Origin of the sequence: uncultured Acetobacteroides sp. (genome assembly GCF_963667355.2) — a bacterium.
In the GTDB taxonomy this organism is placed as follows: domain Bacteria; phylum Bacteroidota; class Bacteroidia; order Bacteroidales; family ZOR0009; genus Acetobacteroides.
Genome location: NZ_OY763328.2, coordinates 2,703,183 through 2,728,629, shown reverse-complemented (window position 1 = coordinate 2,728,629; position 25,447 = coordinate 2,703,183). Strand labels below are relative to the sequence as shown.

Here is a 25,447-nt window from a genome sequence, read left to right as displayed (position 1 = left end):
CTATTCTATTAGCTTCAAAATTTCGTTAGCAATGCGTTCTGCCGAGTTGGCAATACCCAACTTGGCTATGTTTTTAGAAAGTTCTTCGCACTTTTCGGGATTACTGACCAGTGCTACCACCTCCTTCATCAAACGCTCGTTGCAGTAGGCATCGGTAACCAGCAGCGCTGCATCTACATTTACAAGTGCCATCGCATTTTTGGTTTGATGATCTTCCGACACGTTTGGTGATGGAACCAAGATGCAAGGTTTTGACACAAGGCAAAGCTCCGATATTGTTCCTGCTCCAGCACGCGATACAACCACATCGACAACTGCAAAGGCAAGATCCATCTTGTAGATAAAGTCCATAACCTTTACGTTGGTTGCTCCCGACTCCTCTACAGCCTTCTTAGATTCGCCAATGTAGAATTTTCCAGTTTGCCATAGCAGCTGGAAATCCTGCTCCTTAATCTCATCTAACCGAGCAGCAATTGTCCGGTTGATGGTACGAGCACCAAGGCTACCGCCAAGAACCAACACCGTTTTCTTATTTGGATCTAAGCCAAAGAAGGTGTATGCCTCAGCACGCTTCTCCTCCAAATTCACCAAATCCTGACGAACTGGATTCCCCGTTTTTATAATAGACTGTGCTGGGAAAAATCTCTCCATTCCATCGTAGGCAGTACAAATACGCTTTGCCTTTTTAGATAGAATCTTATTGGTTACACCAGCGTATGAGTTTTGCTCCTGGATAAGCGTTGGTATATCCTTGCGGTTTGCCATATAGAGCACTGGACCGCTGGCATATCCGCCAACCCCAACTACAGCATCTGGCTTAAATTCATCAATCACGCGACCAGCCTCACTTAAGCTCTTCATAAGCTTAAAGGGAACCGAGAGATTCTTTAGCGTTAGGCTACGCTGGATTCCTGCAATTGGGAGCCCTACAATCTCGTAACCTGCAGCAGGTACCTTCTCCATCTCCATTCTACCCTGAGCACCTACAAAAAGTATCTCGATGGTTGGATCGATAAGCTTTAACGCGTTGGCTATTGATATAGCTGGATAGATATGCCCACCAGTACCTCCACCCGATATAATAATTCTTCTACTCATTTACCAATTCCTCCTCTGGCTCTTTTTCGGGCTTAGCGTCCGATTGTTCCACTTTTTCTTTCTCTGCAGGTTTTATATCTACAATCTTTCGGGTTGCGCTTTGAATAAGTCCAAAGACAGCGCCCGTCATCCAAATAGAGCTACCACCCATACTTACAAAAGGTAGGGTTTGCCCCGTTACTGGGAATACCCCAACGGCTACTCCCATATTTATCATTGCCTGAATAACAAGCAACAGTATAAGCCCCATCGTCAGAAACGCGGGGAATGTTTTATCCGTTTTTTTGACAATAATCCCAGCTCTATACAAAAGCGCTAGGTATATCATTAGAATTACAAAGCCACCAATAAGTCCATATTCCTCTATGATGATGGCAAAAATAAAGTCGGAATAAGGGTGTGGCAGATAGTTACGCTGTGTGCTGTTACCCGGACCTTTTCCAAATACGCCACCTGTTGCCACTGCAATCTTCGACTGATCTGCCTGAAAGGTGTCATCCTTTGTAGGCTTTTTCGTCTTTCCATCGCCCACAAACGTGTGGTAGCGCTTCTCCCAGGTAGCAATACGGTGCTTCTGAATACCAGTTGCCTGAGCTATTAGCACAAATACTACAAATAATACCACCGCACCAACGCCCGTTAGTAGGATATGCTTAGTACTCACACGCCCAATAAACATCAAAATCACGCAAACCATTCCAAGCATGGCAGCGGTAGAGAAGTTATTTGGCAAAATAATAAGGCATATAACGCCCACAACGGCAATAATCTTCAGGTAAACCGTCCACTCCTTAATATCATTCTGATGCGCCGCCAACATGTGTGCCACATACATAATCAGCGCAACCTTAGCAAAGTCAGAACTCTGGAAAGTAATCCCTCCAATAGATATCCAACGCGCTGCATCATTAAGATTAGACCCCATAGCCATAGTAACCAACAGCAATGGAATGCTAAACCAAACCAGCAACTTGGAAAGTTTTTGGTAGAACCTCAAGTCGAGAAGATGCACAACGTAGGCAATAGCAATACCTGAAAACACGAAAAACAGCTGCTTAAGAAGAAAACGAAAAGTTTCGCCATGATACTTTGAGTATGCCAGCGTACCGGTTGCCGAGTATACCACCAGAATGGATACTACTGCAAGTACCGTTAACATAGCCCAAATTACAGGGTCTCCCTTAAAATGTTTAAGCAGGCGATTCATCGTCTATAGGTTTCTAACTGCGTTTTTAAACTTGCGTCCTCTATCCTCGTAGTTCTCGAACAGGTCGAAACTGGCACATGCTGGCGAAAGCAGCACCACATCACCTTCAACTCCTAGTTTGTAGGATTCCATAACTGCATCTTCGGCAGATTGGGTATCGATAATGATAGGAATCATATCCTTAAAGGCTTCATGAATCTTAGCGTTATCCACACCAAGACAAACTATAGCCTTAACCTTTTCGTTTACCAAACTTGCCAAGGTCGAGTAGTCGTTGCCCTTATCAACTCCGCCAACAATCCAAATAACATTCTGGCGTCCCTTCATGCTTTCGAGAGCATACCAGGTGGAATTAATGTTGGTAGCCTTAGAATCGTTGATAAAGGTAATTCCACGCACCTTAACCACAGGCTCAAGACGGTGCTCAACCCCCTGAAAATCGCTAAGCGACTTGCGAATTACATCGTTGCGAAGTTCTAATACAGTACCTGTAATGGCAGCAGCCATCGAGTTGTACACGTTATGTTTACCCTTTAGCGATAGTTCGTCTACTGGCATCTCGAACTCAAGACCCGCACACTTAACGGTAAGCGTTTCTCCATCCAAATATGCCCCTTCTTCCACTTCAAACTCCTGTGAGAAAGGAAGCAACTTCGCACGAAGCACTATCTTTTCGACATTCTCCATCGTTACCTCATCATCAGAACAGAAGATAAAGCAATCGTTTTCTTTCAGGTTTTGGGTGATACGGAACTTCGAATCAACGTAGTTCTGCATCTTATACTCGTAGCGATCGAGATGGTCTGGAGTGATATTCAGCAATACAGCGATATCAGCCTTGAAGTCGTACATGCCATCGAGTTGGAAACTGCTTAACTCCAAGACGTAGTAGTCGTAATTTTCGGACGCCACCTGATAGGCGAAGCTTTTGCCAATATTACCACCCAATCCTACATTTAGACCAGCCTTCTTAAGCATATGGTAGATGAGCGATGTCGTAGTAGTTTTACCGTTACTACCAGTAATGCAAATCATCTTTGCATTACTATAGCGGCCTGCAAACTCTATCTCCGAGATAATTTTTATTCCCCTTTCCCTGATTTTTTTCACCAACGGTGCTTTTTCGGGGATACCGGGACTTTTAATAATCTCTGCTGCATTAAGGATTAACTCCTCGGTATGCTGTTTCTCTTCAAAAGGGATATTGAATTTCGTTAGCGTCTCCTTGTACGTATCCTTTAGCGCACCTAAGTCGGAAAGGAATACGTCGAACCCTTTCTCCTTGGCAAGTACTGCAGCACCTACGCCGCTCTCACCACCACCTAATACTACAATTCTCCCATTTTCCATACTAGTTAATCTTAAATCCCCTACTACCTAATCTTAAGCGTTACAATAGTAATCACAGCCAGCATTATTGCTACAATAGTAAAACGCATCACAATTTTTGGTTCAGGATACCCCTTCTTCTGGTAGTGATGGTGCAAGGGCGACATTAGGAAGATGCGGCGACCCTCGCCGTATTTCTTTTTCGTGTACTTGAAGTACGAAACCTGAATCATCACCGAAAGACTCTCTACAAAGAAAATTCCGCAGAGGATTGGGATGAGCAGTTCCTTACGAATGATAATAGCAAACACGGCAATGATACCTCCAATGGCTAAACTGCCTGTATCACCCATGAATACCTGTGCGGGATAGGTATTATACCAAAGAAACCCTATAAGTGCACCAATAAATGCGGCAATAAAGATTACCATCTCACCAGTATTCGGGATGTACATGATGTGCAGATAATCGGCATAAATAACGTTCCCCGAAAGGTATGCCAGTACTCCCAACGTTGTACCTATAACCACCGAGACACTTGTCGCCAAGCCATCGAGACCATCGGTAAGATTTGATCCGTTCGATACAGCTGTAACAATAAGAATGGTTGCCAGCACAAAGACAATCCACCCCCACATCTGCCTATTTTCGGTTTTAAATGGGACCAACTTCGAGTAGTCAAACTCATTATTCTTTACAAACGGTATAGTTGTTTTGGTCGCCTTCTCGGCTGGAGAAAGGTAAACAACCTTTTCGTTCGCATTGCCCGCATTCCCAACCATGGTAACCTGTGCATTGATTGCATCACTTGGAACTTTTTCGCGTATCACCACATCGTCGTTTATCCAAAGGGTAATACCAACAATAAGCCCAATACCAACCTGACCCAGAATTTTAGACTTACCAGATAGTCCTTCCTTGTTCTTCTTGAATACCTTTATATAGTCATCGAGCATCCCAATACCGCCCAACCAAATAGTGGTAACAAGCATCAACTGTACATAAACGTTCTTTAGATCGCCTAAAAGCAAAACAGGAATAACAATAGATGTCAAAATGATGACACCTCCCATGGTAGGAGTACCACGCTTTTGCATTTGACCTTCCAAGCCAAGGTCGCGGATCTCCTCGCCAATTTGCTGGCGTTGAAGCATCCTTATTATCTTTTTACCAAAAATCAGCCCAATGGTAAGCGAAAGAATAATTGCCAACGATGCACGAAACGAGATATAGTGAAACATCCTCGCACCGGGGAAATTTAGTTCTTCCAAATAGTTAAACAGATAGTAGAGCATATCGTTTTATTTATTGCAGTGATTCAAAAACTTCTCTAAGCACTTCCTTATCATCAAAATGGTGCTTAACACCTTTTATTTCTTGGTAATCTTCGTGACCTTTACCTGCCACAAGAATAATATCGTTTGGCTTGGCAAGCAAGCTGGCAGTCTTAATGCCCTCCTTACGATCTACAATGGTTAACACCTTGCCCATTTGATCGGGCTTAATGCCTTGGCGCATATCATTAAGTATATCGTTTGGATCTTCGTTGCGTGGATTATCAGAAGTAAGGACCACAAAGTCGGCATTGTTTACCGCAACTGATGCCATGATTGGACGCTTAGTTTTATCACGATTACCGCCGGCTCCAATCACCACGAAAAGACGCTGATCTTCCTTGCGCATCTTATTGATAGTAGCGATAACGTTATCTAGCGCATCAGGCGTGTGAGCGTAATCTACAATTGCTGTAACACCAGTTTTCGACTTAACATACTCGAAACGACCACTTACAGGTCCAAGAAGGCTAAGGATTCGAAGAACCTCATCCTTATCGGCACCAAGAAGAATTGATGTGGCATATACAGCCGTAAGATTGTAACCATTAAACTCACCAAGAAAACGAGTCCAAACATCGTTACCATTGATGTTGAGCTGCATTCCATCAAAATGGCTTTCAATAATCTTGCTTTTATAATCGGCAGGACTCTTTAGCCCGTATGTTTTAATGTTTGCATTACAGTTTTGCACCATCACCATACCGTTTTTATCGTCTACGTTGGTAAGGGCAAACGATGCCTTAGGCAAATTATCAAAGAATGCCTTCTTTGCTTTGATGTAAGCATCAAACGTTTTGTGATAGTCGAGGTGATCGTGGGTAATGTTCGAAAAGATACCACCCTCGAAATGTAGCCCCTCTATGCGATGTTGCGAAATAGAATGCGAACTGACCTCCATAAAGCAGTACTCGCAGCCTGCATCTACCATTTGGTTAAGAAGTCCATTCAACTCTACAGCATCGGGGGTTGTATGAGTTGCATCAACCCTTTTGTCATCAATATAATTTACTACAGTAGAAAGAAGTCCCACCTTATAGCCCAACTCGCGGAACATTCTGTAAAGGAGCGTTACCGTGGTTGTTTTACCATTGGTTCCGGTTATACCTACCAACTTTAAATTCTTTGATGGATTGCCGTAAAAGTTGGCAGCGATACGACCGCATGCAACCAGCGAATCGGCAACAAGCACAAATGTTACGCCTTCGGGCTGTACCTCTGGCTGCTTTTCGCAGACAATAATTTTTGCCCCCTTTGCAATTGCATCAGGGATATACTTGTGTCCATCAACTTGCGTTCCGCTAATAGCAATGAAGAGCTGCCCTGAAACAACATTTCGAGAATCGAATCCAACACATGGAACATCAAGAGCCTTGCTCCCGATAACCTGAACTATCTCTACACCACTAAGAATGTGCTCTAAATTATGCATAGCATCCTACATTGACATTTCTAAATAAACTTTCTGACCTCGGGATATCTTCTCGCCAGCAGCAATCGACTGCTTCTTAACATGTCCCTTCCCCTTAAATGCAACCTTAAGCCCTGCATTCTCGAGTAGAAATAAGGCATCCTTAATGCCCATGTTGGCAACATCTGGCATTATATTTTTTGCAATATTTCGCTTCGATAGTAAGAGTTCGGCACTTGAACTGTCTATGGCAACATATCCATTATTCTGCTCCTGCTTTAATCGGTAGGGTATTTTAAGACCGTCGAGAACAGTAGTTAGGCTCTTTATATCGCCCGATTTTGAATGGGGCAAATCTACAAATTTGCCATTAGGTTCTAAAGGTTTATGCCAAGTTAAACTGGTGGAATACACCCTATCGGCAATCTCTTTGAACACAGGACCAGCAACTAGAGCTGCATAGTAGGCACCCTTTGAAGGGGAGTTAATCACCACAATACAGCTATACTTTGGGTTGTTTGCTGGAAAGTATCCTACAAACGAAGCTTGGTAAACCCTCCGTCCCTCGGAGCCATACCCGCGCGAACCTTGAGCAATTTGGGCGGTACCCGTTTTGCCTGCTATCTTAAAGTTTGGATTACGAAGGTTAGTCGCAGTTCCCGAATCGACAACTCCTTGCAACACCCTACGCACCTTATCGAGCGTATTCTTCGATGCTATAGATGGCACAACAACTTCAGGAGGGAACGATCTCACCACATTACCATGCAATCTTAACTCCTTTACCAGCTTAGGACGTACCATCTTTCCGTTATTGGCAATTGCATTATAAAAAGTAAGCATCTGTAACGGAGTTAGCTTCACCTCGTAGCCCATGGACATCATTGAAAGCGACACACCAGACCAGTATCTGTCTGTAGGGTATTTTATGCTTGGCTTCACTTCACCCTTTATATCGAAGCCAACCTTTTCGTCTAGTTTCATGCTGTATAGACGATCGATAAAGGCAGCCTCACGTCCCTTATAACTCTTGTTTATAAGTTTAACCACGCCAACGTTTGATGATACCTCAAATACTCGCTGAGCAGTAATTACGCCATGACCTCCTTCGTGCTTTGAATCCTTTATCGACTTATTATGGATAAAAATCTCACCTTCCTCCGTATCCACCTTCTCGTCGAGCGAAATAAGCCCATCCTCGAGCATACAAACCAGCGAAGGTATTTTAAAGGTAGATCCTGGTTCTACAGATTCGCCCACAGCGTAGTTATAGTTCTCGGAGTAGCTGCCATCAGGATTACGCTTTAGGTTTGCAATTGCGCGAATTTCACCAGTAGCCACCTCCATCAAAACGGCAGTACCATGGTCGGCTGCATTCTCCTCCAACGAGCGGTAGAGCGCACTCTGTGCCACATCTTGCAGGTTAATATCAAGGGTAGAAACAACATCGAGGCCATCCTTAGGTTCAACCTCAACTTCACCGCTTAGCGGAATCCATGTGCTACCGGCTACACGCTGAGCCATGGCAACTCCTTCGGTACCCTTCAAATCTTTATCGAAAGAATATTCGACACCAACACCATAACCTTCGGCATTGATTGCGCCAATGGTACGGGCAGCAAGTACACCATTAGGCTTAAGGCGCCTACCAACCTCTATCAGTATTAAACCGCTTTTATTCTTTCCAAGACTGAAAAGAGGAAACGCCTTAATCTGCTTCATCTCAAGGTAGTTTACTCTTCGAGGTACAACCGCATAGTACCGTTTACCCTCTCTTCGAGCCTTTTCCAACTCATTTCTATAGGCAACCGCCGATTTATCCTTGAAAAGATTAGACAGGCATCGAGATAGCGAGTCTACCTTCGAATTAAAGACAGAATCGACCAGCCCCTTTGCGTTAAGGTCCATGCGCACTTCGTAGTAGGGTATTGAGGTAGCAAGAATCCTACCATCGACAGCAAGGATATCGCCCCGGCTTGATTCGATGCTGATTCGCTTATAGGTAACCTCGTTTGCCTCTTCCCTCCACTTGGATCCTTGGAAAAACTGAAGCTTAATGGCTTGTCCAAGAATTATCAACCCAAGCAGTAGGAGCCCAAGGTAAACAATACCTATCCTCCACATTATGTCTTTCTTAACCGACATCCTATACCTACTTACTTATTTTCTATAATTTTTGGCGGAGTGGTCGACTCTTCAAGTTCCATTCCACGTTCTTTAACAAGGTTTACCACCTCCGACTGACGGCTTATGCGCATCAGCTCGGCAGCGGTGGTTATCGACTCAGAACGGAGATTCTTCATCTCCTCCTTGAGTTGCTGCTCCTCTATGGCAATCTTTTCGTTTTTATACCTATTAGTAATATATAGGATTGCCAAAACAACGAGCAGTATTATATAAGGTACGTGCTTTACAAGATAGCCGCGCACGAGCACGTTCCCCGACATCACATCCTTAACCGGGTTCATCCGCTTTGATGCCCCCTTTTTAGGCTGCTTGATATCGGTAAACTCGGGAGCCTCCTCCTTTTTGCCGTCAACCTTATCTAAAATATCTTCCATACTATCTCTTTTCTGCAATCCGCAGCTTTGCGCTACGCGAACGGTTGTTCTCCTCCAGCTCCTTTGCGCTTGGCGCAATAGCCTTCCTGCTTACTAGCGTAAATGGTGCAATAGCATTTCCGTAGAAATCCTTTTCCACTTTACCTTCAAAGTTCCCGCTCTTCATAAAGTTCTTAACCAATCGATCCTCCAAAGAGTGGTAGGTTATCACGCTAAGGCGTCCACCAGGCTTAAGCACCTTAAGGGACTGCTCCAGCATCTGCTTTAGCGCCTCCATCTCGCGGTTTACCTCAATACGAAGCGCCTGAAACACCTTTGCCAAGAACTTATGCTGCGCGTTTGCAGGAATATGCGGTTGAAGCGCCTCCACCAACTCCTGCACCGTTTCTATAGGTTTCTCCTCCCTCTTTTTGATGATAGCTCTAACTAGCACCTTTGGATTATCCACCTCTCCGTAAATGCGAAGTATCTCCATCATCTTCGAAGGGTCGTAGGTGTTTACCACGTGAGCAGCATCAACCTTCGATAGCGTATTCATGCGCATATCGAGCGGACCCTCGAAGCGAAACGAGAAACCGCGCTGCTCGTCATCGAAGTGGTGCGACGATACGCCAAGGTCGGCAAGAATACCGTCGACCTGCTCGTAGCCATTAAAACGAAGGAAGCTGCGCAGGTAGCGGAAGTTGCCATGCACGAATATCAGCTTATCGTTTGCAGGGATGTTTGCCTGCGCCTCCAAATCCTGATCGAAGGCTATTAGTTTGCCACCCTCGAGCTGCTCCAGAATATAGCGCGAATGGCCACCTCCCCCAAAGGTTACGTCAACGTACACCCCGTTGGGGTTAATATTTAGCCCTTCTACACTCTCCTGAAGCATTACAGGCACATGGTATTCGCTCATAGCTCATCGATTTCGCCCCCAAGAAACTTTTCGGCACTAGCCGCAAGCATCTCCTGAGACATATTGGTGGTTTGATACTTGTCCTTATCCCAGATCTCTATCTTATCGCCAATGCCAATAAACACCAGTTCCTTCACCAGCCCTGCCATTTCGACAAGCCTTTTGGGAATTAGCATTCGCCCGTTGGAATCGAGTTCTACCTCGGCAGCCGACTTGTAAAACTCCCTCAAGAACTGGTTTTGCTCCTTGACGTAAGGATTAATCTTTTTACGAATAAGCGCCAGCTGACGCTCCCACTCCTCCATAGGGTACAGCACAAGGCAATCCTCGAAGATATCCTTCTTCAGGATAACGCGGTCGAGCGAGCCTTTCCACTGCTTGCGAAATGCAGCAGGAAAGAGCACGCGCCCCTTGTCGTCAAGCTTGCAGCTGTAATCTCCTACAAAAGAGTTCATTGATTTGCGATTATTTCACTGGTAAAATTACTACATTTTCATGCAACAGCATCCACTTTTTCCCACTTTTTCCCACCTTGTTGATAACTTTTATGTTAAGAGCGAGTATTTGCAAGGAAAAACATCCCCAAAAAGAGGTTAAGAACGGGGACTTTAAACCAGATTTTTACGCTGAATCGAGATTTTTCTTACATTTGCCATCTAGCAAAAAAACAAGTTTAACCGTGGAAGACCATACGGACTATTACATAGACGTAGATAAAATCATAGCCAGTAAGAATCCAAGGCTAAAAAAGTTCCTACCAAAATTTATCATCAGCTACCTTAAGCGCATCGTTCATCAGGATGAGATAAATGGCATTTTACGTAGGCATGGGCATAAGCAGGGGCTCGAGTTTGTCAATTCGTCGCTCAAGGACCTGGGGATTACCTACCGCGTGTACGGTGTCGAGAACCTGAAGCTGGAGGGACGCTACCTGTTTGCCTCGAACCACCCGCTAGGAGGGCTGGATGGGCTCATCATGATGAGCGAGATGGGGCGCCACTACGACAACATCAAGTTTGTGGTGAACGATCTCCTGCTCAACGTTAAGCAGCTGCAGCCCCTTTTCATCCCCGTTAACAAGCACGGAAGGCAGTCGGCCGACTACGCCGCTAAGATCGAGGCGGCATACGCGTCGGATGCGCAGGTGCTCTACTTCCCTGCCGGGCTTTGCTCGCGCAAGGTAAAGGGGGAGATTGTGGATCTGGAGTGGCACAAGAACTTCATCCAAAAGGCCATCAAGCACCAGCGCGATGTGGTGCCCGTGTACTTCTCGGGGCGCAACTCCGAGTTCTTCTACAACCTCTCCAACATTCGCTCGAAGCTGGGGGTTAAGGTGAACCTGGAGTTCATCTACCTAGTTGATGAGATGTTCCGCCAGAAGAACCGGAAGATCGACATCATCATTGGGGAGCCAATCCCCTACCAAACCTTTGATAAGAGCCGTACCCTAAACGAGTGGGTACAATTTGTCCGCAAGCAATCGTACGCGCTAGCCGAAGAGCTAGACATGTAACTATAGAGCACTAATTAAATCGTCATGGAACCAATTATTCAACCGGTTGATAAGAAACTTATCAAAAAAGAGTTGACCAAGGATAAGTTTCTCCGCCACACCAACAACGGCGGGAATAAGCTGTACATCGTGGACCACCACGATTCGCCCAACATCATGCGCGAGATTGGCCGCCTGCGCGAGCTGGCCTTCCGTGCGGCTGGCGGCGGTACCGGCAAGAGCATCGACATCGACGACTTCGACATCGACCCCGTACACCCCTACAAGCAGCTGATCGTTTGGGATCCCAGCGAGGAGGAGATCTTGGGCGGCTACCGCTACATCGTGTGCGACGACGTGGAGGTGAAGCACCTGGCCACCTCGGAGCTGTTCAACTTCTCGGAGAAGTTCCAGAAGGAGTACCTGGGCAACATGATCGAGCTCGGACGCTCGTTCGTGCAGCCCAACTACCAGAGCACCCGCCTGCGCAGCAAGGGCATCTACGCCCTCGACAACCTGTGGGACGGCCTCGGCGCGCTGGTGGTGGAGCACCCCGACCATAAGTACTTCTTCGGCAAGGTTACCATGTACACCTCGTACAACGTGGAGGCCCGCAACACGATCCTCTACTTCCTGAGGAAGTACTTCCCCGACAACGACAGCCTGGTGACGCCAATCGAACCGCTGGAGCTGGAGCTGGACCATGAGATCTTGGACTCCCTATTCGACGGTAAGCCCTACGAGGAGGGCTACAAGATTCTTCAGAAGAAGATCCGCGAGCTGGGCGAGAACATTCCGCCGCTCATCAACTCGTACATGAACCTTTCGCCCTCGATGAAGGTGTTTGGAACGGCCATCAACCACGAGTTTGGCGGGGTGGAGGAGACGGGAATCCTGATTACCGTGGGCGACATCTACCTGCGCAAGGTGGAGCGCCACATCAAGTCGTTTATACCGCGGTTTATCCGCCGAAAGATACGCAAGTAGCAAAAAGGTGTTGCCACATGGCAGCACTAGAGCAGAACTTCACTCGGCTAAGCATACAAACAGAAAGAGGGTGCCTAAATGTTGGGCACCCTCTTCTTTACTTGTTGTATAGGCAACTTACTTCCATGTTTTCTCGTTGGCTTTCATTTTTCTAAGGATCTCTTCGTTGTACTTATACCCCTCGACATTGGCCTTGTCGGAGTATTTTAAGGTTTCCTCGGCGGCGGCAATTGCCTTTTCCTTATTACCCAACCTATAAAGAAGATTTGCATAGGTATCGAGCGGCTTTGAATCGTTTGGACAAAGCTCTAGCGAACGAGTAACCCACTTTAGGGCATCTGCAAGAATAGCCTTGTCTGCTACCGTTTCGAATACCTCCCAGGCAATATTGTTTAAGTCCATCCCCAGCTTGTACTTTACCGAGTTGGACAACTCTTGCCTATACTTCATTAGCTTCTTGGCCCCGACTTTCGCGGTATCAATACGTCCAGACTTAATAGCATCCTCAAAAGCGCTGATTTTTTTGCTGGTCTGCTCGGCAATTTCTGAGTCGGTTACCTTCATCAAATCGGTGTTGGCATAGGTTAAGACATGCTTAAGGTAGAGCTTCTTTTCGCCCGTCTTTTTGTAGTAGTTCATGTACATTTGCTCGGAATGCATGGGCCTAAGGTCCTTATCGAGCAGGTTGTTTGCAGCAACCGTAGCATCAAACAGCTTCTTGTTTTTTTCTCTACTTGCAGCTATTGCAGAGTAGAAAACTGAGCCACCAATAAGGTTCTTTACCCAATCCTTTTCTTTCGCCAAGCTTACTTTCGAGCTCCTGCTTGTTCTTTAATAGATTCGCGTAGGCGAATGTGCCCACCCGCATGTATTCGCCAACCTTTTCGTAGTCGGAGAGCACTGCAACCGATTTACGCGCATCCTCGGGAATTGCCTTCAGGTAGTCGTCAAAAATGGCGGTGGAAGATGTGCTGCCAAGCATGATCTGCCTATTCAGGTAAGCCCTAAGGAATGTTGTGTCGGCCTTTTTTTGGGCATACTCCTTCTCCCAATCGGCTAGCGATTTTGTGGAGGAGAGCTCTACCAGCGCCTTCTCCGATTCCTTAATAAAGGCGTCCTTAGATCGGCTGCCAACCAACCGGTAGGATAGCGTACCGTCGGGTTTAAGGTAGAGGAAGGAGGGGTAGCTGTTAACCTTATACTTCTTTGCAAGATCAACACCCTCGCCCTTCTCGGCGTCTACCTGGTAGCAGATGTAGGAGGCGTTGTAGACCTTTCCCACCTCCTCGAGCGGAAAGATATTTTTGCTCATCATCTTGCAGGGGCCACACCACGAGGTGTACACATCAATAAAAATGGGTTTGTTGGCCTTTTGTGCCTTTTCGAGCACCTCTTTCCAGGTTCCCTGCTCAAAAACGATGCCTTGAGCGAATCCGGCCACCGCCAGCAGCAGCGCAGGAATAACTAACAAATGTTTCCTCATAAGTTCTTTTTCTAATAATTAATCGCATTGTCGGATGCAAAAGCACCCGCAGCAAAGTAAGCCGATTTTCGTTCAAACTGGCACGATTGGCCCGTAAAATAAGGGACTCCGCAAAAAATCTTACGGCTTAAAACGTCCCGACACCTTGTCCTTAAAATCAAAAAAGGCCCCGCCTCGCGGCAGGACCCTAAACTCAAAAACTTAGACGAATATAAATGAAAAAAAATGGTCGCTAGCTAGGCTGCTTCTTGTCGTCGGGGGTGTCGCGCAGCAGCGGGCTGATGGCCGTATTCACCCGCTCCAGGAGCTGCTTCTCGAAGGTCTTGTACTCCTCCGTCTTCTTGATCACCACCAGCGCGTGAACGAACTCGAAGTAGTCGCGCAGGGCCTTCTCCAGGTCGCGGCGAAGGGTGGTTGCCGACTGCACCTCGTGGATGGCCACCAGGTCGTTGCCGCGCTCGATGATCTTTGCCTCGAACTCCTCGTTGGCGGCCTCGAGGGCATCGATCCAGGGCTTGAGGTTGAGCAGCGTGATATCGTCCTTGAGGCTGGCGTCGCGCAGCTCGGCAATCATCTTGCGCAGGTGCTTGCTCTCGTCGGCGTAGGCCTCCGACTCCACGTTGGGGTAGCGCTCGATGATATCGTACACCCGACGTGCGGGCACGTGCATGGCCTCGATGGGCGACTCGAGCAGCGAAGAAACGTACTCGTCCATGCGGCGGCTGATGCTGTCGCGCTTCTTGTCGATGACCACCATGTCGTTGGTGAGCTTGCTGTGGAGCCGCTTGCTGAGGCCGTCGGTGTAGCGCTTCGATTTCTCCTCGAGGTTGGTAAAGGCCGAATCGGCAATAACCTCCGGCAGCTTCGATTCCTTTGCAGTTGTGATAACTCTGTCGGTTACGCCGCCTAGCGAGGCAACCGGAACTTTCGAAATCCTGTTTGTGTTTGCCATACTTTCTGGTTTTAATTAGAACCTATTTTTAAATGAAAATCTCATAGCCTTTCATCGCATGGTTAAAGCCCAAACCGCACACCACCCCCAAAATACGGCTGGCACAAAGCCAGCCCTTCAGCAGCAGAAAAAAATCGATGCCATCTTCCCGTCGCCCGACGGGAAGCTCAACTCCCGATTTTTGAGGCTACCTCCACCCGACGGGAGACCCAAAACGAGAAAATGGAGAAACTTCCGCCCGACGGGAAACCCAATTTTTCAATTTTGGGGTTACCGTCGCCCGACGGGAGACTCAAAACGGGAATTTGAGGTTACTTCCAACCTGCGGGAAGCCCAAAATGGCGTTTTGAGGTTACCGCAGCCTGACGGTAAATCAAAAAACCGAGAAAAGGATCAAAACTATCGGCATTCTCCCTCAATGGAGCGTTAACCAGCCTGCCTATCAAAGATCGCCGAAATCAAAATTAGCAGCCTTAGGCATTCGTTAGCTGTATTTTTCTGAGTTTTTTCGAAAAAGTTATCAACATATCGAGCAGAATACGCTGAAGGGCAGGTTGCGCCTCAGCCAAAGCCCGCGATGCGCCACTTTTCGATGGCGCTGCACAAAAGTTTTGATAGCTGAATAAAAAAGTTTCCCCAACGCTCCTCCATCTGGCCAGCTAGACTCAGGTCCTCTCGGCTGGTTTACGAATGTGCCCTCCGGCCGCAACAAAAAAAAGCGTAGGCAGCGCCTACGCTTAGCATCGGGGGCAGGTTGCCCCGTAAGTATTCGCATTTCCCGCATGGATGCACAAAGGTTTTGATGCTGCAATCGCGCAAAAGGAGGGAAAAAGCTTCCTTGTGGGAGGTTGGCGCTAAAAGCGTCCCCTGAACTGTGGGAGCAGCTGCTTCCTTACCTCGTCGAAGTGGGTTATTACCTTGTAGGGCCAGCTGCTATAGTCCTCGCTGTTGGAGTTCACGATGACGATCTTGCCCACCCCCGCATTTTCGGCAGCCTGTATTCCGGAGATCGAATCCTCGAAGACAACGGCGCTGGAAGGCGCTATGCCCAGCTTATCGGCAGCCAGCAGAAACGAGTCGGGATGGGGCTTTCCGCGAAACGAGCCATCGTTGTACACAATGCTATCGTAGCGGAACCAGCGCTCGAGGTGCAGCAGCTCGAAGTAGAAGTCAACGTTCTCCTTGCCCGATCCTGTTGCAATGGTAAATGGTATTCCGCCATCGGCAAGCGCGCCGAAAAGGGCTACCGCTCCCGGAGCCAAGTCCATCTGCTGCTGCCTGCATAGCGTTTGGTAGATGGTCTCCTTCTCCATAATCATCGGCCCAAGCTCATCCTCCGAAAGGGCTCGCTGGTATATCGCCTGAAAGATATCCTGGTTGGTTTTTCCGTGGATTTTTAGATTCTTCTCCTCGTCGCTCCACGCAAAGCCGTGGTGCTCGAGGTAGCAATCCCAAGCCTCGTTGTGCAGGTAGGTATCCCAAAAAAGCGTTCCGTTAAAGTCAAAAATTACTCCCTCTACTGCCATATCCATTCTATTACATTAGTTCGGCGCAAGATGCGCTATCGTTCCAATCGCCATGCTAATCGGGGAAAGGAGCGCCAAAGCTACACAAATTATCGCCATTTTTCAGGCGATGCGCTACCCAACAGCGCCCAGCACATCCTTAACCAGCAGCCCCAGCTTCAGGGTATTGTTGGGCCGATGCGAGTAGCCAAGCACCACGATGGCCAGCTGCCTAGAGGGAATGATGATGACGTACTGCCCGTCGTGCCCCTCGCACGAGTAGAAGTCGTTGGGCAGCTCGGGCGAACTCTCCTTGCCCTTTCGCCAAAAGAAGGCACCGTAGGCTCCCTCGCTGTTCCTGGTCGGCGTTCGGGTGTAGTTAACCCAACCCTTAGGCAGAATGCTCTGACCGTTGAATACGCCATCCTGCAGGTACAGCAGGGCAAAGCGGGCGTAGTCGCGCGCCGTGGCGTAGATGTACGACGAGCCCACGGGGATGCCGCTGGCATCGGGCTCGAGGATGGCATCCTGAAGCCCAATTCGGTTGAGCAGCTTACCGTATATGAAGGCGTAGAAGGCGGAGTCGCTTTTGAAATGCTGGCGTGCCCAGTAGCAGACGATGTTGGAGCTGCCCGAGGAGTAGGCCCAGCGCGAGCCAATGGGATACTCCAGCGGTTTTTTGATGGCATATCTGGCAAAATCGCCGTGGCAGTACAGCATCTGGGTAACGTCGGAGATGGAGCCGTAGTCCTCGTTCCACCGAAGGCCGCTCTGCATCCGCATCAGATCGTTAACCGTTATTCGGCTTCGGGTATCGTGCTGCCACTCCCTAATGCCGGTTGGCTGGTAGATGTCGGCCATGCCGCTGTTCACCATCACCCCAACGATGGAGTTGGCCACGCTCTTCGCCATCGACCATCCCAGAAGCCGGCTCTTGGCGGAGAAACCCCGGCGGTAGGCCTCCTCAACCGGAACGCCGTTGTGCAGCACCAGAAAGGCGAAGGAGTGCCCGCCGTACTTGCGACCACCAACAATCTCGCGAGAAACGCTTCTCAGCTTTTCATTTTCGTTGATGTTCACGGAATCGGGCAGCACGTTGCCCAAAGGCCATTGCACCGAGTCGGGGTTGTAGCCAACGCGGTTGGTAAAGGTAAGCCTGCGGACAGCGGTCAAATCTGCATCGCGCACCAGGGTGCTCCCCACTCCCCTTCGAAAAACGGCAATCGCCTTTCCCCACAGGAAACGGCTGGTGACGGTAGAATCCTTGTAGCTAACCGTGTTGGTTGCATACCTAATGGGAAAGAAGCTTAGGTCGAGTTCCTCTACGCTCTGCTGCGTGCGGTTCGAGATAAAGATCGACGAGCAAAGGTGCTTAGCGTTGTAGCCGGTAATAATGGGAAGCAGCGAGTTGACGAAAGATATGCCAAAGTAGAGCGCCACCAGCACCACGGTAAATATCCCCACCACAAGAGTCCGCTTTATTCGTTTCGAAAATTTCATAGCCGTATAAGATTTATAGATGCGTAAAGCTATCGCTTACAAGTAAGGTAAAAAGGATTTTTCCTCAAGACAAAAAAGGCATCAGCGTTCTACCGATGCCTATACCCTACCTAACCAAATCTGCAAGCCAATTAACATTTATACTAGGAATCCTAAAGGCAAGACCAACGCCAAGGTTTAGCGTATTTAGGGGTTGCTTGTAGGAGTAGCCCTCTACCGAGAGGTGGGCGTTGCAGCCAAAATACTCAGCAATAACCATTGCCGAAAAAAGGCGCGAGAAATCGTAGCGAAGAGTTGCACCTGCTTCCATGGCGGCTACGGTTACATCGTCGGATGTCTGATCGAAGAAAGCGGAAGCATTCGGGAGCTTACGCCTCAACCCTAGATCAGCATAACCACCCATTATGCGAAGGTCTAGATGTAGCTTTTCGAGCAACGGTTGAGTGTACATAGGACCTATCAGCGCCCCTTTATACGCCCAAACATTCCACTTGTATCCGGTTATGACACCGCTTGTGTATATTGGGTTGGTGTACGTCTTATAGTCGTTTACCGAGCAGAAGTAGGAAGCTGCCAATCCCCAGTTAGGAGTTAGAAGAATGCCCACATTTACAAGATTAACATGCATCCCTAAAGTTGCTGCGGCATCAGAGCGGCTGGCGTAGCTGCCAATAGGTTCCGAGAAGCCTGCCGTAAATCCGATGTAGCTGCTGCGAGGTTTCTTCTCGGCCTTCGGCTCAACGTAGCGCTCCTTGGAAAACTTCTCGATATCCTCAATCTTAAAGTAGGCTAGAGCCCCATCGCTCATCAGCAGCTTCACGCTCTTGTGGGGCACCTGCTCTACGATTACCCCCTTCACAAAACCACCCTTCTTAAGGTAAATCACATCCTGAAATCCATCTTGGGCAAAGCTCAGCACCGGAAAGGCTACAGCGACAATGAGCACGGCAAGAAATCTATTCATGCAATACGTAGGTTTAAAGTAAGTAATAGCTAATGCTGGTAAATGTAACTGAAAAAGTTTGTAGAAAAAAAGGTTTGTAGAGAAGAGCCCCAATGCTTCCTTCTCTACAAACCTTCACTTATTCTTGCAGCACCGAATCAACGATGCCTAAGTATTCCTAGGCAAGTCAAATGAATCCGCCCTAGTAGATTTTCCCTTCGTTATTAATCTTGGCAACGAGTTTGCCAGTCTTGTCAACCAGCATGGCCTGGTATAGGTTGTTGGCCGCATCGAGAAGTAGCCTGTAGGGCTCTTTGTTTACCGTGATGCTGCTGTTAATCCCGATATCGCTCAAGTCTTTCGCGAAGCGCCCATTCTGGGTAAGGTACTCCTGCTGGCGGTAGAAGATGGCCCACAGGGCACTCTTGGCCTGCTCCGACTGCGGCATTTCGAACGGCGCTACCTCGTCGAGGCTGGTGCTGTTGGCAAAGTTAAGGTAGCCCCAAAGTTCGGGACAGTGCATATTTGCCACTCCTTGAGACGACCACACCCACTTGCTCTCGGCCTTGGCAATACCGGTGGAGGTGTCAGTCTCCTTTACGTAAGCGCCATTCTCGGCCTTTGCCTCCCACTCCACGCGCATAAAGTTAATGCGCCAAGGTTTTTGAACGGAGGGAGCCCTAAACTCGAACGCCAGCGACTTTAGCGGGATGGCCACCTCAACCGTCCACTTACGGTCGATATCGCTAGGGTCGTTCAGCGTACCATCGATGCCGATGGCCTGCTTGAGCCCTTGAAAGTTCCAGGTAACAATGGCGGGACCACCAACACGGTAGGTTTTCACCAGAAAGATGTCGAAGATGGTACCCAGGGGGTTTACCTCGTACTCGAAGTAGTTGTGCGTGTCGCCATCGGGATCGAGGAAGATCTCGAAGTCGTTATCGTGGAAGATGACCTGGTCGTGCTCCTTCAGGCTACCCCAGATGTGGGGTTCTTCGAGCTCGGCAGCAACGTAGAGGTAGCGGCTATCCCACGCCATCTTAACGCGGGTGTTGAAGCGGGGCTTACCCTTTGCGTCGCCTTCCAGATCGACAAACTTGTCGGTCCAGGGGGCGTTGCTCCACGTGCTCTCATCGAACTTGCCGTCGATGGTGATGGAGTCGCAAGCCTTAACGGCGGTGTAGCACTTCGGGATTTTAAACAGGTGCTCGATGCCCTGGGTACTTAGCCCCGTAACGGCAATCTGCGCGTTAGCACCCACCCACGATCCTACAGCGAGCAGCATCATTAGTAAAAATCGATTCTTCTTCATAAAATGGTTAGAGGTTTATAAGGGCGCGAAGATACCCCTTTTATCAGCTAAAATATTTTATCGGCTTATATATATGCTGAATTGCCAGACGAAAAAGCGCCCACCCGGAGGGGGTACCGCCACCATTCACATTAAATGCTACCTTTGCCCAAATTTTTACAACAATGAGCATTAGCGTAGATAACAAGGGCGCAGTGGACTTTAAATCCATCAGGCCCGTAGTAAACGAATCGCTGCCCAAGCTGTACATCGAGACGTACGGCTGCCAGATGAACGTCAACGACTCGGAGGTGGTGGTGTCCATCATGCAGCACAACGGCTACTCGCTGACTAAGGATCTTGCGAAGGCCGACCTCATCCTGATCAACACCTGCTCGATTCGCGACAACGCCGAGCAGCGCGTTTGGGGACGCCTAGATGTATTCAAGCAGCAGAAGAAGAAGCGCCCCGTACTGGTAGGGGTAATCGGCTGCATGGCCGAGCGCCTAAAGACGAAGCTCCTCGAAGAGGATAAAGTCGTTGATATTGTTGTGGGGCCCGATGCCTACCGCGACCTTCCCAATCTAGTAGTTGGTGCCGATGGTGGCCAAAAGGGAATCAACGTGCTGCTATCGCGCGAGGAGACCTACGCCGATCTTAGCCCCGTTCGCCTCGACCAGAATGGCGTTACCGCCTTTGTTTCCATCATGCGCGGATGCAACAACATGTGCACCTACTGCGTGGTGCCCTACACCCGTGGGGCCGAGCGCAGCCGCAACCCCTACACTATCCTGCGCGAGGTGCAGGAGCTGGCCGACAACGGCTACAAGGAGGTTACCCTGCTCGGGCAGAACGTCAACTCCTACCGATGGACAACCACCGAGGGGGATGCCGAGGAGGTAAGCTTCGCCAACCTGCTCGACATGGTGGCCAGGCAGAATCCCCGCATGCGCATCCGCTACTCCACCTCGCATCCCCGCGATATGAAGGACGAGGTGCTGGAGGTAATGGCCGCCCACGACAACATCTGCAAGTACATCCACCTGCCAGCCCAATCGGGCAACACCCGCATGCTACAGGTGATGAACCGCTGCTACACCCGCGAGTGGTACCTCGACCGCATTGCGGCCATCCGCCGGTACATGCCCGACTGCGCAATTTCTACCGACATCATTGCCGGATTTTGCACCGAAACCGAGGAGGAGCATCAGGATACGCTCTCGCTCATGGACGAGGTGGGGTACGAGTTCGCCTACATGTTTAAGTACAGCGAGCGCCCCAACACCAAGGCGCAGCGCACCCTCACCGACGATGTGCCCGACGAGGTAAAGACCCGCCGCCTCAACGAAATTATCGACTTGCAAAACAAGCTATCGCTTAGGAGCAACCAGAAGGATATCGGTAAGGAGTTTGAGGTGCTCGTGGAGGGAACGTCGAAGCGCTCACAGGAGGAGCTCTTTGGCCGCAACTCGCAAAATAAGGTGATCGTATTCGCCCGAAAGGACTATAAGGTTGGCGATTTTGTGAAGGTAAGGGTAACCCAAGCCTCATCGGCCACGCTTAAGGGCGAGCCTGTAGAGTAGCGCCCAACGACCCAACATCATAAAAGCCCATCAGCCCTGCTGGTGGGCTCTTTTTTTCGCTACTGCCGATAGCCGATCAAGGGTAACCGCTGGTGCTGCGTGGATAGCTGTTCCGGTCGTGAGGATAACTCTTATCCTTGCATGGATAACTGTTTCCGACGCGAGGATAACTCTTATCCTTCCGTGGATAACTGTTTCCGACGCGAGGATAACTCTTATCCTTCCGTGGATAACTGTTTCCGACACGTGGATAACTCTTATCCTTCCGTAGATAACTGTTTCCGACACGAAGATAACTCTTATCCTTCCGTGGATAACTGTTTCCGACACGAAGATAACTCTTATCCTTCCGTGGATAACTGTTTCCGACGCGTGGATAACTCTTATCCTTGCATGGATAACTGTTCCGGTCATGAGAATAAAAAACTGCTTATGGAGCGGTGCCTACCCTAACCGCTGATAATCTCCTCGAAGGGGGCCTGCATGGCAGAGGAGCGCGATCAAAGAAGGAAAATAAGAAAGGGCTGACACCCAGCCCGCGTCGTAGGAGCGAAACCTCTACCAAGCGGCCGATACTGCTCCACCCCTACGGCGCTGGGATGCGGCAGCATTCGCTACTTGGTAGAGCCTTCGCCCCTAGCGGAGAGGCTTACTTAAAGAGCAGACGGTTTTTTGCGTCTAGGCAAAGCGCAGCAGCGCCAAGAACGGCGATATCCGGCGTATCGGTTTGCACCACCTTAAGCCTATCGGCAGCCTCGCGGTAGAAGAACGTGCGAATCTGCTTCCACATCGTATTCTCGAAGAAGGGGAATGCCCTCGAAAGCGCCCCCCCGATAACAATCAGGTCAGGGTCCACCGAGTACATGATGGTTTTAATCAGGTTGCCCACATCGTACCCAAACTGCTCGAAGATGGCCAGCGCAATCTTGTCTTCGTCGGCGGCACGATCGAGGAAGGTTTCGGCCTTAATGCCGTACTTCTCCTCGAAGTAGCCCTCCGAGCAGTAGTACTCGTAGTCGTGCTCCTTGTAGGGGATAAGCCCAAACTCGCCGGCCACGCAGTTGTTGCCCGAGTAGAGATGCCCGTTGAACACGGTACCAGCGCCAACCCCAGTGCCGATGGTGAGGCCCACCATGTTGTCGTATGGCAGCCCCTTGCCGAAGTACTTTTCGCCTACAGCAAAGCAGTTGGCGTTGTTGTTCACGTACACGGGCTTCCCGAAGTGCTGCTCGAGAATGGCCTTGAGGTGCACCTTCCGCCACGACGGAATGTTGATCACCTTGTACACAATCCCCTGCTTTACGTCCACCACGCTGGGCACGCCAACGCCGATGCTGCTAACCTCGGGGGTCATCACCACCTCGATGGTGGAGATCAGGTCGCGCAGGATCACATCCTCCACCTCGCGGTTGTTTATCTTGCGGGTCTCCTGCTGCTCGATGAGCTCCCCCTTCACGCGACCAACCTGAATGTAGCGGCCGCTCATGTTTACACCTACAAAGGTGCTATCTGCATTATCGCCTGTGAATATCATAGTTCAACTGTGTTCGTTGTTATAATCGACAATTTACCGAAAGCTGGTTCCGCGAACAAAGAGTTCGGTTGGAACAATAACCGTATTTCCCGAAAGCGGCTCGCCATCGCTGATGAGCACCTCCTCTACCTTAGCCACCAGCTCGTCGGCCATACGGTTGGCGTCAACCTCGATGGTGGAGATGGCCGGGGTGATGTACTTGTTGTACTCGAACGAGCCAAAGGCCACCACCGGAATGTCGTTGGGTACCGAGATGTTGAGCTCCCTCAGCTTGTATATCAGGTGAAGCGCGTTCTGCGGACGGGCAACGATCATGGCGTCGGGAGGCTCAGGCAGCGAGAGGAAGTAGTCGATGGCATGCTCCACCGAGCTGTCGTCGAGGTTGCAGTTCACCAGGTACTCCGGGCGCCAGGCGCGCCCAACCTTGTACACCGCCTGCTTCACCCCCTTAACGATCTCCTCGTAGATGGGGCAACGCCGATGCCCCATTAGAATCCCAATTCTACTGGCGCCACCCGCAATAAACTTGCTGGCAGCCGAGAATGCGCCCTGGTAGTTGTCGGCAATTATCTTCGGAACGGGGAAGTCGAAGTTCACGCGGTTAAAGCAAATAAGAGGAATCCCCGCATCAAGCAGGCTAGAGAAGTGGCTGTAGTCGTTCGTGTCCACCGCAGTGCATATAACCACCGCGGCAGGCTTTATCTCAACCAGCCTCGCCACAATTTGCCGCTCCACCTCCGATCGGTTTTCGGAGAAAAACGCCGATACAATAATCCCCTTTGCCAACAATGCCGGCTGCAGCTTCTCCAGCGCGGTCCTGTACATTCGGCTGTTCAGGTGAGGGCAAACCAGCGCAACAATTTGCCCGGACGATGCCAGCCTCTTCCCATAATCCGACATGCCTGGCTTATAGCCCAACTCCTTCGCCTTTTTTAGCACCTTTTGCTTTGTAGCATCGCTAATACGAGGATGGTTGTTGAGCGCACGCGAAACGGTTGAGACAGAGATGCCCAACTCAATTGCAATGTCATCAATGGTAATGTCCATTCGTTTCATGCATCACTACATTTGGTTGCACAATTTTACAACAAAAAACCAGATCAGCTGCAAACCATTGCCCAAATATCATTTTTAAACGATCAAATATCCCCCAAGCCCTCCTCGCTCAAAAGCTCTCGCTAGCTCCAACAAAATTATTGCCCGCTGCATATTCCATTATTTTACTATTTTAGCGCCCCAAAATACTTTGTCATGCGCTACACCAAACTCCTTTTAGCATTTCTGTTCGCTCTATCGCTTGCCTCCTGTAGCAGCTACAAGGAGATTCGCGTCGAGAAGGTAACCAACGTTAACCTTCGAGAGTTTAGCGGCTCTACGGCCTACGTCGACCTAACGGTGCTGGTAAATAACCCAACAGGCAGCAAGGTAAACCTGAACAAGCTCGACATCGACATCAACCGCTTCGACAACAAGTTTGCGCACATCGAATCGCTTGAGAAGGTAGTAGTACCCGCCAAAAGCCATATCGAGACGACAATCCAGCTAAAGGTTCGCATTGTCAACATCCTTTCCTCTGGTTTCATCCTACTCACCCGCAAGTTCAACCCCGAGGACTACACGGCAAACGGCTACCTTAAGGTAAGCGCGTTCCCCTTCTCGAAGAAGATCAAGTTCGAAAACCAGAAGCTAACCAGCGCCATAAAGGGGCTCGACAGCGTCTTAAAGTCGTCAACGAAGTAGCAATTGTAGCAATACTTAACAGTGCCTTTCAACTCTATTACTGATTTGAATTTACTACATTTGCAGCCGTTAAGACGTTCACCCTATTAAACTAACGGGTTTATCCTACCATGAAACAACTCATTGCCGTAATTGCGATTCTAATAGTAGGATGCAGCACAGGACGCGCACAAAACGCAACCACTGCCGACACCTTACGTGCAATACACTACAACATCTATACGAATCTTGCAGAGCCGGGTGCCAACGGAGCAACCGTTAAAATCGATCAGCCGCCATTCCTTAAGCAGGCGGTGACGCAGATGGCTGCAAAGAACGAGCGCACCTTTACCCAAAGCGGTTACCGGCTAAGAATATTCTCCGACAACAAGCAGAACTCGCGCCAGGAATCGGAATCGCTTGTGATGCAATTTGAGGTAAAGCATCCCGCCGTTAAGGCATACCGATCGTACTCCAGCCCCTACTTCCGCGTTTCGATCGGAGACTTTAGAACCTTAAACGAAGCAAAAGCCTTCTTAGAAGTCATTAAGTTCGAGTACCCAAAAGCATATCCTGTAAAGGAAAAAATTAACTTCCCACCCTTGTAGTGGGATTTT

General features: G+C 49.2%; 24 protein-coding genes. 5 read left to right on the top strand and 19 right to left on the bottom strand.

Annotated elements, in window-relative coordinates; all coding sequences use genetic code 11:
* The 9 genes from murG to mraZ are packed head-to-tail and all read right to left on the bottom strand — an operon-like array spanning nt 1 to nt 10,296.
* Complete coding sequence (gene murG / locus ACHZA1_RS11310; protein ID WP_320051993.1) at nt 1-1,098, bottom strand: undecaprenyldiphospho-muramoylpentapeptide beta-N-acetylglucosaminyltransferase; 1,098 nt, start codon at nt 1,096-1,098, stop codon at nt 1-3.
* Nucleotides 1,091-2,305 (bottom strand): FtsW/RodA/SpoVE family cell cycle protein, encoded by a 1,215-nt coding sequence (locus ACHZA1_RS11305; RefSeq protein WP_394701029.1) that lies wholly within the window; start codon nt 2,303-2,305, stop codon nt 1,091-1,093. Before ACHZA1_RS11305 ends, murG begins: the two co-directional genes overlap by 8 nt.
* 3 nt (nt 2,306-2,308) lie before the next feature.
* A complete protein-coding gene (murD, locus tag ACHZA1_RS11300) occupies nt 2,309-3,655 on the bottom strand; it encodes a UDP-N-acetylmuramoyl-L-alanine--D-glutamate ligase (protein WP_320051991.1) in 1,347 nt (448 codons plus the stop codon).
* Nucleotides 3,656-3,678: 23 nt separating this feature from the next.
* Nucleotides 3,679-4,929 carry a phospho-N-acetylmuramoyl-pentapeptide-transferase gene (gene mraY, locus ACHZA1_RS11295; protein ID WP_320051990.1) on the bottom strand — a complete coding sequence of 417 codons (1,251 nt, stop codon included), beginning with the start codon at nt 4,927-4,929 and terminating at the stop codon, nt 3,679-3,681.
* A 10-nt stretch (nt 4,930-4,939) separates the two neighbouring features.
* A complete protein-coding gene (locus tag ACHZA1_RS11290; RefSeq protein WP_320051989.1) occupies nt 4,940-6,400 on the bottom strand; it encodes a UDP-N-acetylmuramoyl-L-alanyl-D-glutamate--2,6-diaminopimelate ligase in 1,461 nt (486 codons plus the stop codon).
* Between the two features lie 6 nt (nt 6,401-6,406).
* Nucleotides 6,407-8,524 carry a penicillin-binding protein gene (locus tag ACHZA1_RS11285; RefSeq protein WP_320051988.1) on the bottom strand — a complete coding sequence of 706 codons (2,118 nt, stop codon included), beginning with the start codon at nt 8,522-8,524 and terminating at the stop codon, nt 6,407-6,409.
* Between the two features lie 11 nt (nt 8,525-8,535).
* On the bottom strand, nt 8,536-8,940 hold the full coding sequence (locus tag ACHZA1_RS11280; RefSeq protein WP_320051987.1) for an FtsL-like putative cell division protein: 405 nt from the start codon (nt 8,938-8,940) through the stop codon (nt 8,536-8,538).
* A 1-nt stretch (nt 8,941) separates the two neighbouring features.
* The gene (gene rsmH / locus ACHZA1_RS11275; protein ID WP_320051986.1) at nt 8,942-9,841 is read right to left on the bottom strand and encodes a 16S rRNA (cytosine(1402)-N(4))-methyltransferase RsmH; all 900 of its coding nucleotides are present in this window, start codon (nt 9,839-9,841) and stop codon (nt 8,942-8,944) included.
* The gene (gene mraZ, locus ACHZA1_RS11270) at nt 9,838-10,296 is read right to left on the bottom strand and encodes a division/cell wall cluster transcriptional repressor MraZ (protein ID WP_320051985.1); all 459 of its coding nucleotides are present in this window, start codon (nt 10,294-10,296) and stop codon (nt 9,838-9,840) included. The genes rsmH and mraZ overlap by 4 nt, the downstream gene beginning before the upstream one ends.
* Nucleotides 10,297-10,520: 224 nt before the next feature.
* Between mraZ and ACHZA1_RS11265 the strand changes: the two genes are divergently transcribed.
* On the top strand, nt 10,521-11,354 hold the full coding sequence (locus ACHZA1_RS11265; protein ID WP_320051984.1) for a 1-acyl-sn-glycerol-3-phosphate acyltransferase: 834 nt from the start codon (nt 10,521-10,523) through the stop codon (nt 11,352-11,354).
* 24 nt (nt 11,355-11,378) lie between these two features.
* Complete coding sequence (locus ACHZA1_RS11260; protein ID WP_320051983.1) at nt 11,379-12,320, top strand: GNAT family N-acetyltransferase; 942 nt, start codon at nt 11,379-11,381, stop codon at nt 12,318-12,320.
* A 117-nt stretch (nt 12,321-12,437) separates the two neighbouring features.
* Here the strand turns inward: ACHZA1_RS11260 and ACHZA1_RS11255 are convergent, their stop codons facing one another.
* The 7 genes from ACHZA1_RS11255 to ACHZA1_RS11225 all read right to left on the bottom strand — a co-directional run bounded on the left by ACHZA1_RS11255 (nt 12,438) and on the right by ACHZA1_RS11225 (nt 20,015).
* Nucleotides 12,438-13,124 carry a hypothetical protein gene (locus ACHZA1_RS11255; protein ID WP_320051982.1) on the bottom strand — a complete coding sequence of 229 codons (687 nt, stop codon included), beginning with the start codon at nt 13,122-13,124 and terminating at the stop codon, nt 12,438-12,440.
* Nucleotides 13,051-13,803: a thioredoxin family protein gene (locus ACHZA1_RS11250; protein WP_320051981.1), complete on the bottom strand. Its 753-nt coding sequence runs from the start codon at nt 13,801-13,803 to the stop codon at nt 13,051-13,053. The genes ACHZA1_RS11255 and ACHZA1_RS11250 overlap by 74 nt, the downstream gene beginning before the upstream one ends.
* Nucleotides 13,804-14,035: 232 nt before the next feature.
* The gene (locus ACHZA1_RS11245) at nt 14,036-14,755 is read right to left on the bottom strand and encodes a DUF6261 family protein (protein ID WP_320051980.1); all 720 of its coding nucleotides are present in this window, start codon (nt 14,753-14,755) and stop codon (nt 14,036-14,038) included.
* Between the two features lie 854 nt (nt 14,756-15,609).
* The gene (locus tag ACHZA1_RS11240; protein ID WP_320051979.1) at nt 15,610-16,287 is read right to left on the bottom strand and encodes an HAD family phosphatase; all 678 of its coding nucleotides are present in this window, start codon (nt 16,285-16,287) and stop codon (nt 15,610-15,612) included.
* Between the two features lie 108 nt (nt 16,288-16,395).
* Nucleotides 16,396-17,760 carry a serine hydrolase gene (locus tag ACHZA1_RS11235; RefSeq protein ID WP_320051978.1) on the bottom strand — a complete coding sequence of 455 codons (1,365 nt, stop codon included), beginning with the start codon at nt 17,758-17,760 and terminating at the stop codon, nt 16,396-16,398.
* 106 nt (nt 17,761-17,866) lie between these two features.
* On the bottom strand, nt 17,867-18,724 hold the full coding sequence (locus ACHZA1_RS11230; RefSeq protein WP_320051977.1) for a hypothetical protein: 858 nt from the start codon (nt 18,722-18,724) through the stop codon (nt 17,867-17,869).
* A 181-nt stretch (nt 18,725-18,905) separates the two neighbouring features.
* Nucleotides 18,906-20,015, bottom strand: a complete 1,110-nt coding sequence (locus tag ACHZA1_RS11225; protein WP_320051976.1) for a carbohydrate-binding family 9-like protein — start codon at nt 20,013-20,015, stop codon at nt 18,906-18,908.
* Between the two features lie 164 nt (nt 20,016-20,179).
* On the opposite strand from ACHZA1_RS11225, the gene miaB reads away from it, so the two are divergent.
* Nucleotides 20,180-21,577: a tRNA (N6-isopentenyl adenosine(37)-C2)-methylthiotransferase MiaB gene (gene miaB, locus ACHZA1_RS11220; protein WP_321426964.1), complete on the top strand. Its 1,398-nt coding sequence runs from the start codon at nt 20,180-20,182 to the stop codon at nt 21,575-21,577.
* A 30-nt stretch (nt 21,578-21,607) separates the two neighbouring features.
* Here the strand turns inward: miaB and ACHZA1_RS11215 are convergent, their stop codons facing one another.
* The 3 genes from ACHZA1_RS11215 to ACHZA1_RS11205 all read right to left on the bottom strand — a co-directional run bounded on the left by ACHZA1_RS11215 (nt 21,608) and on the right by ACHZA1_RS11205 (nt 24,167).
* Nucleotides 21,608-21,991 carry a hypothetical protein gene (locus tag ACHZA1_RS11215; protein ID WP_320051975.1) on the bottom strand — a complete coding sequence of 128 codons (384 nt, stop codon included), beginning with the start codon at nt 21,989-21,991 and terminating at the stop codon, nt 21,608-21,610.
* A gap of 235 nt (nt 21,992-22,226) precedes the next feature.
* The gene (locus tag ACHZA1_RS11210; protein WP_320051974.1) at nt 22,227-23,111 is read right to left on the bottom strand and encodes an ROK family protein; all 885 of its coding nucleotides are present in this window, start codon (nt 23,109-23,111) and stop codon (nt 22,227-22,229) included.
* Nucleotides 23,112-23,144: 33 nt separating this feature from the next.
* Nucleotides 23,145-24,167 carry a LacI family DNA-binding transcriptional regulator gene (locus tag ACHZA1_RS11205; RefSeq protein WP_320051973.1) on the bottom strand — a complete coding sequence of 341 codons (1,023 nt, stop codon included), beginning with the start codon at nt 24,165-24,167 and terminating at the stop codon, nt 23,145-23,147.
* Between the two features lie 195 nt (nt 24,168-24,362).
* Here ACHZA1_RS11205 and ACHZA1_RS11200 point away from each other — a divergent pair, with 195 nt between their 5' ends.
* Together ACHZA1_RS11200 and ACHZA1_RS11195 are read left to right on the top strand one after the other, a co-directional pair.
* Nucleotides 24,363-24,851 (top strand): hypothetical protein, encoded by a 489-nt coding sequence (locus ACHZA1_RS11200; RefSeq protein ID WP_320051972.1) that lies wholly within the window; start codon nt 24,363-24,365, stop codon nt 24,849-24,851.
* Nucleotides 24,852-24,961: 110 nt separating this feature from the next.
* Nucleotides 24,962-25,438 carry an SPOR domain-containing protein gene (locus tag ACHZA1_RS11195; RefSeq protein WP_320051970.1) on the top strand — a complete coding sequence of 159 codons (477 nt, stop codon included), beginning with the start codon at nt 24,962-24,964 and terminating at the stop codon, nt 25,436-25,438.
* Nucleotides 25,439-25,447: the final 9 nt, after the last annotated feature.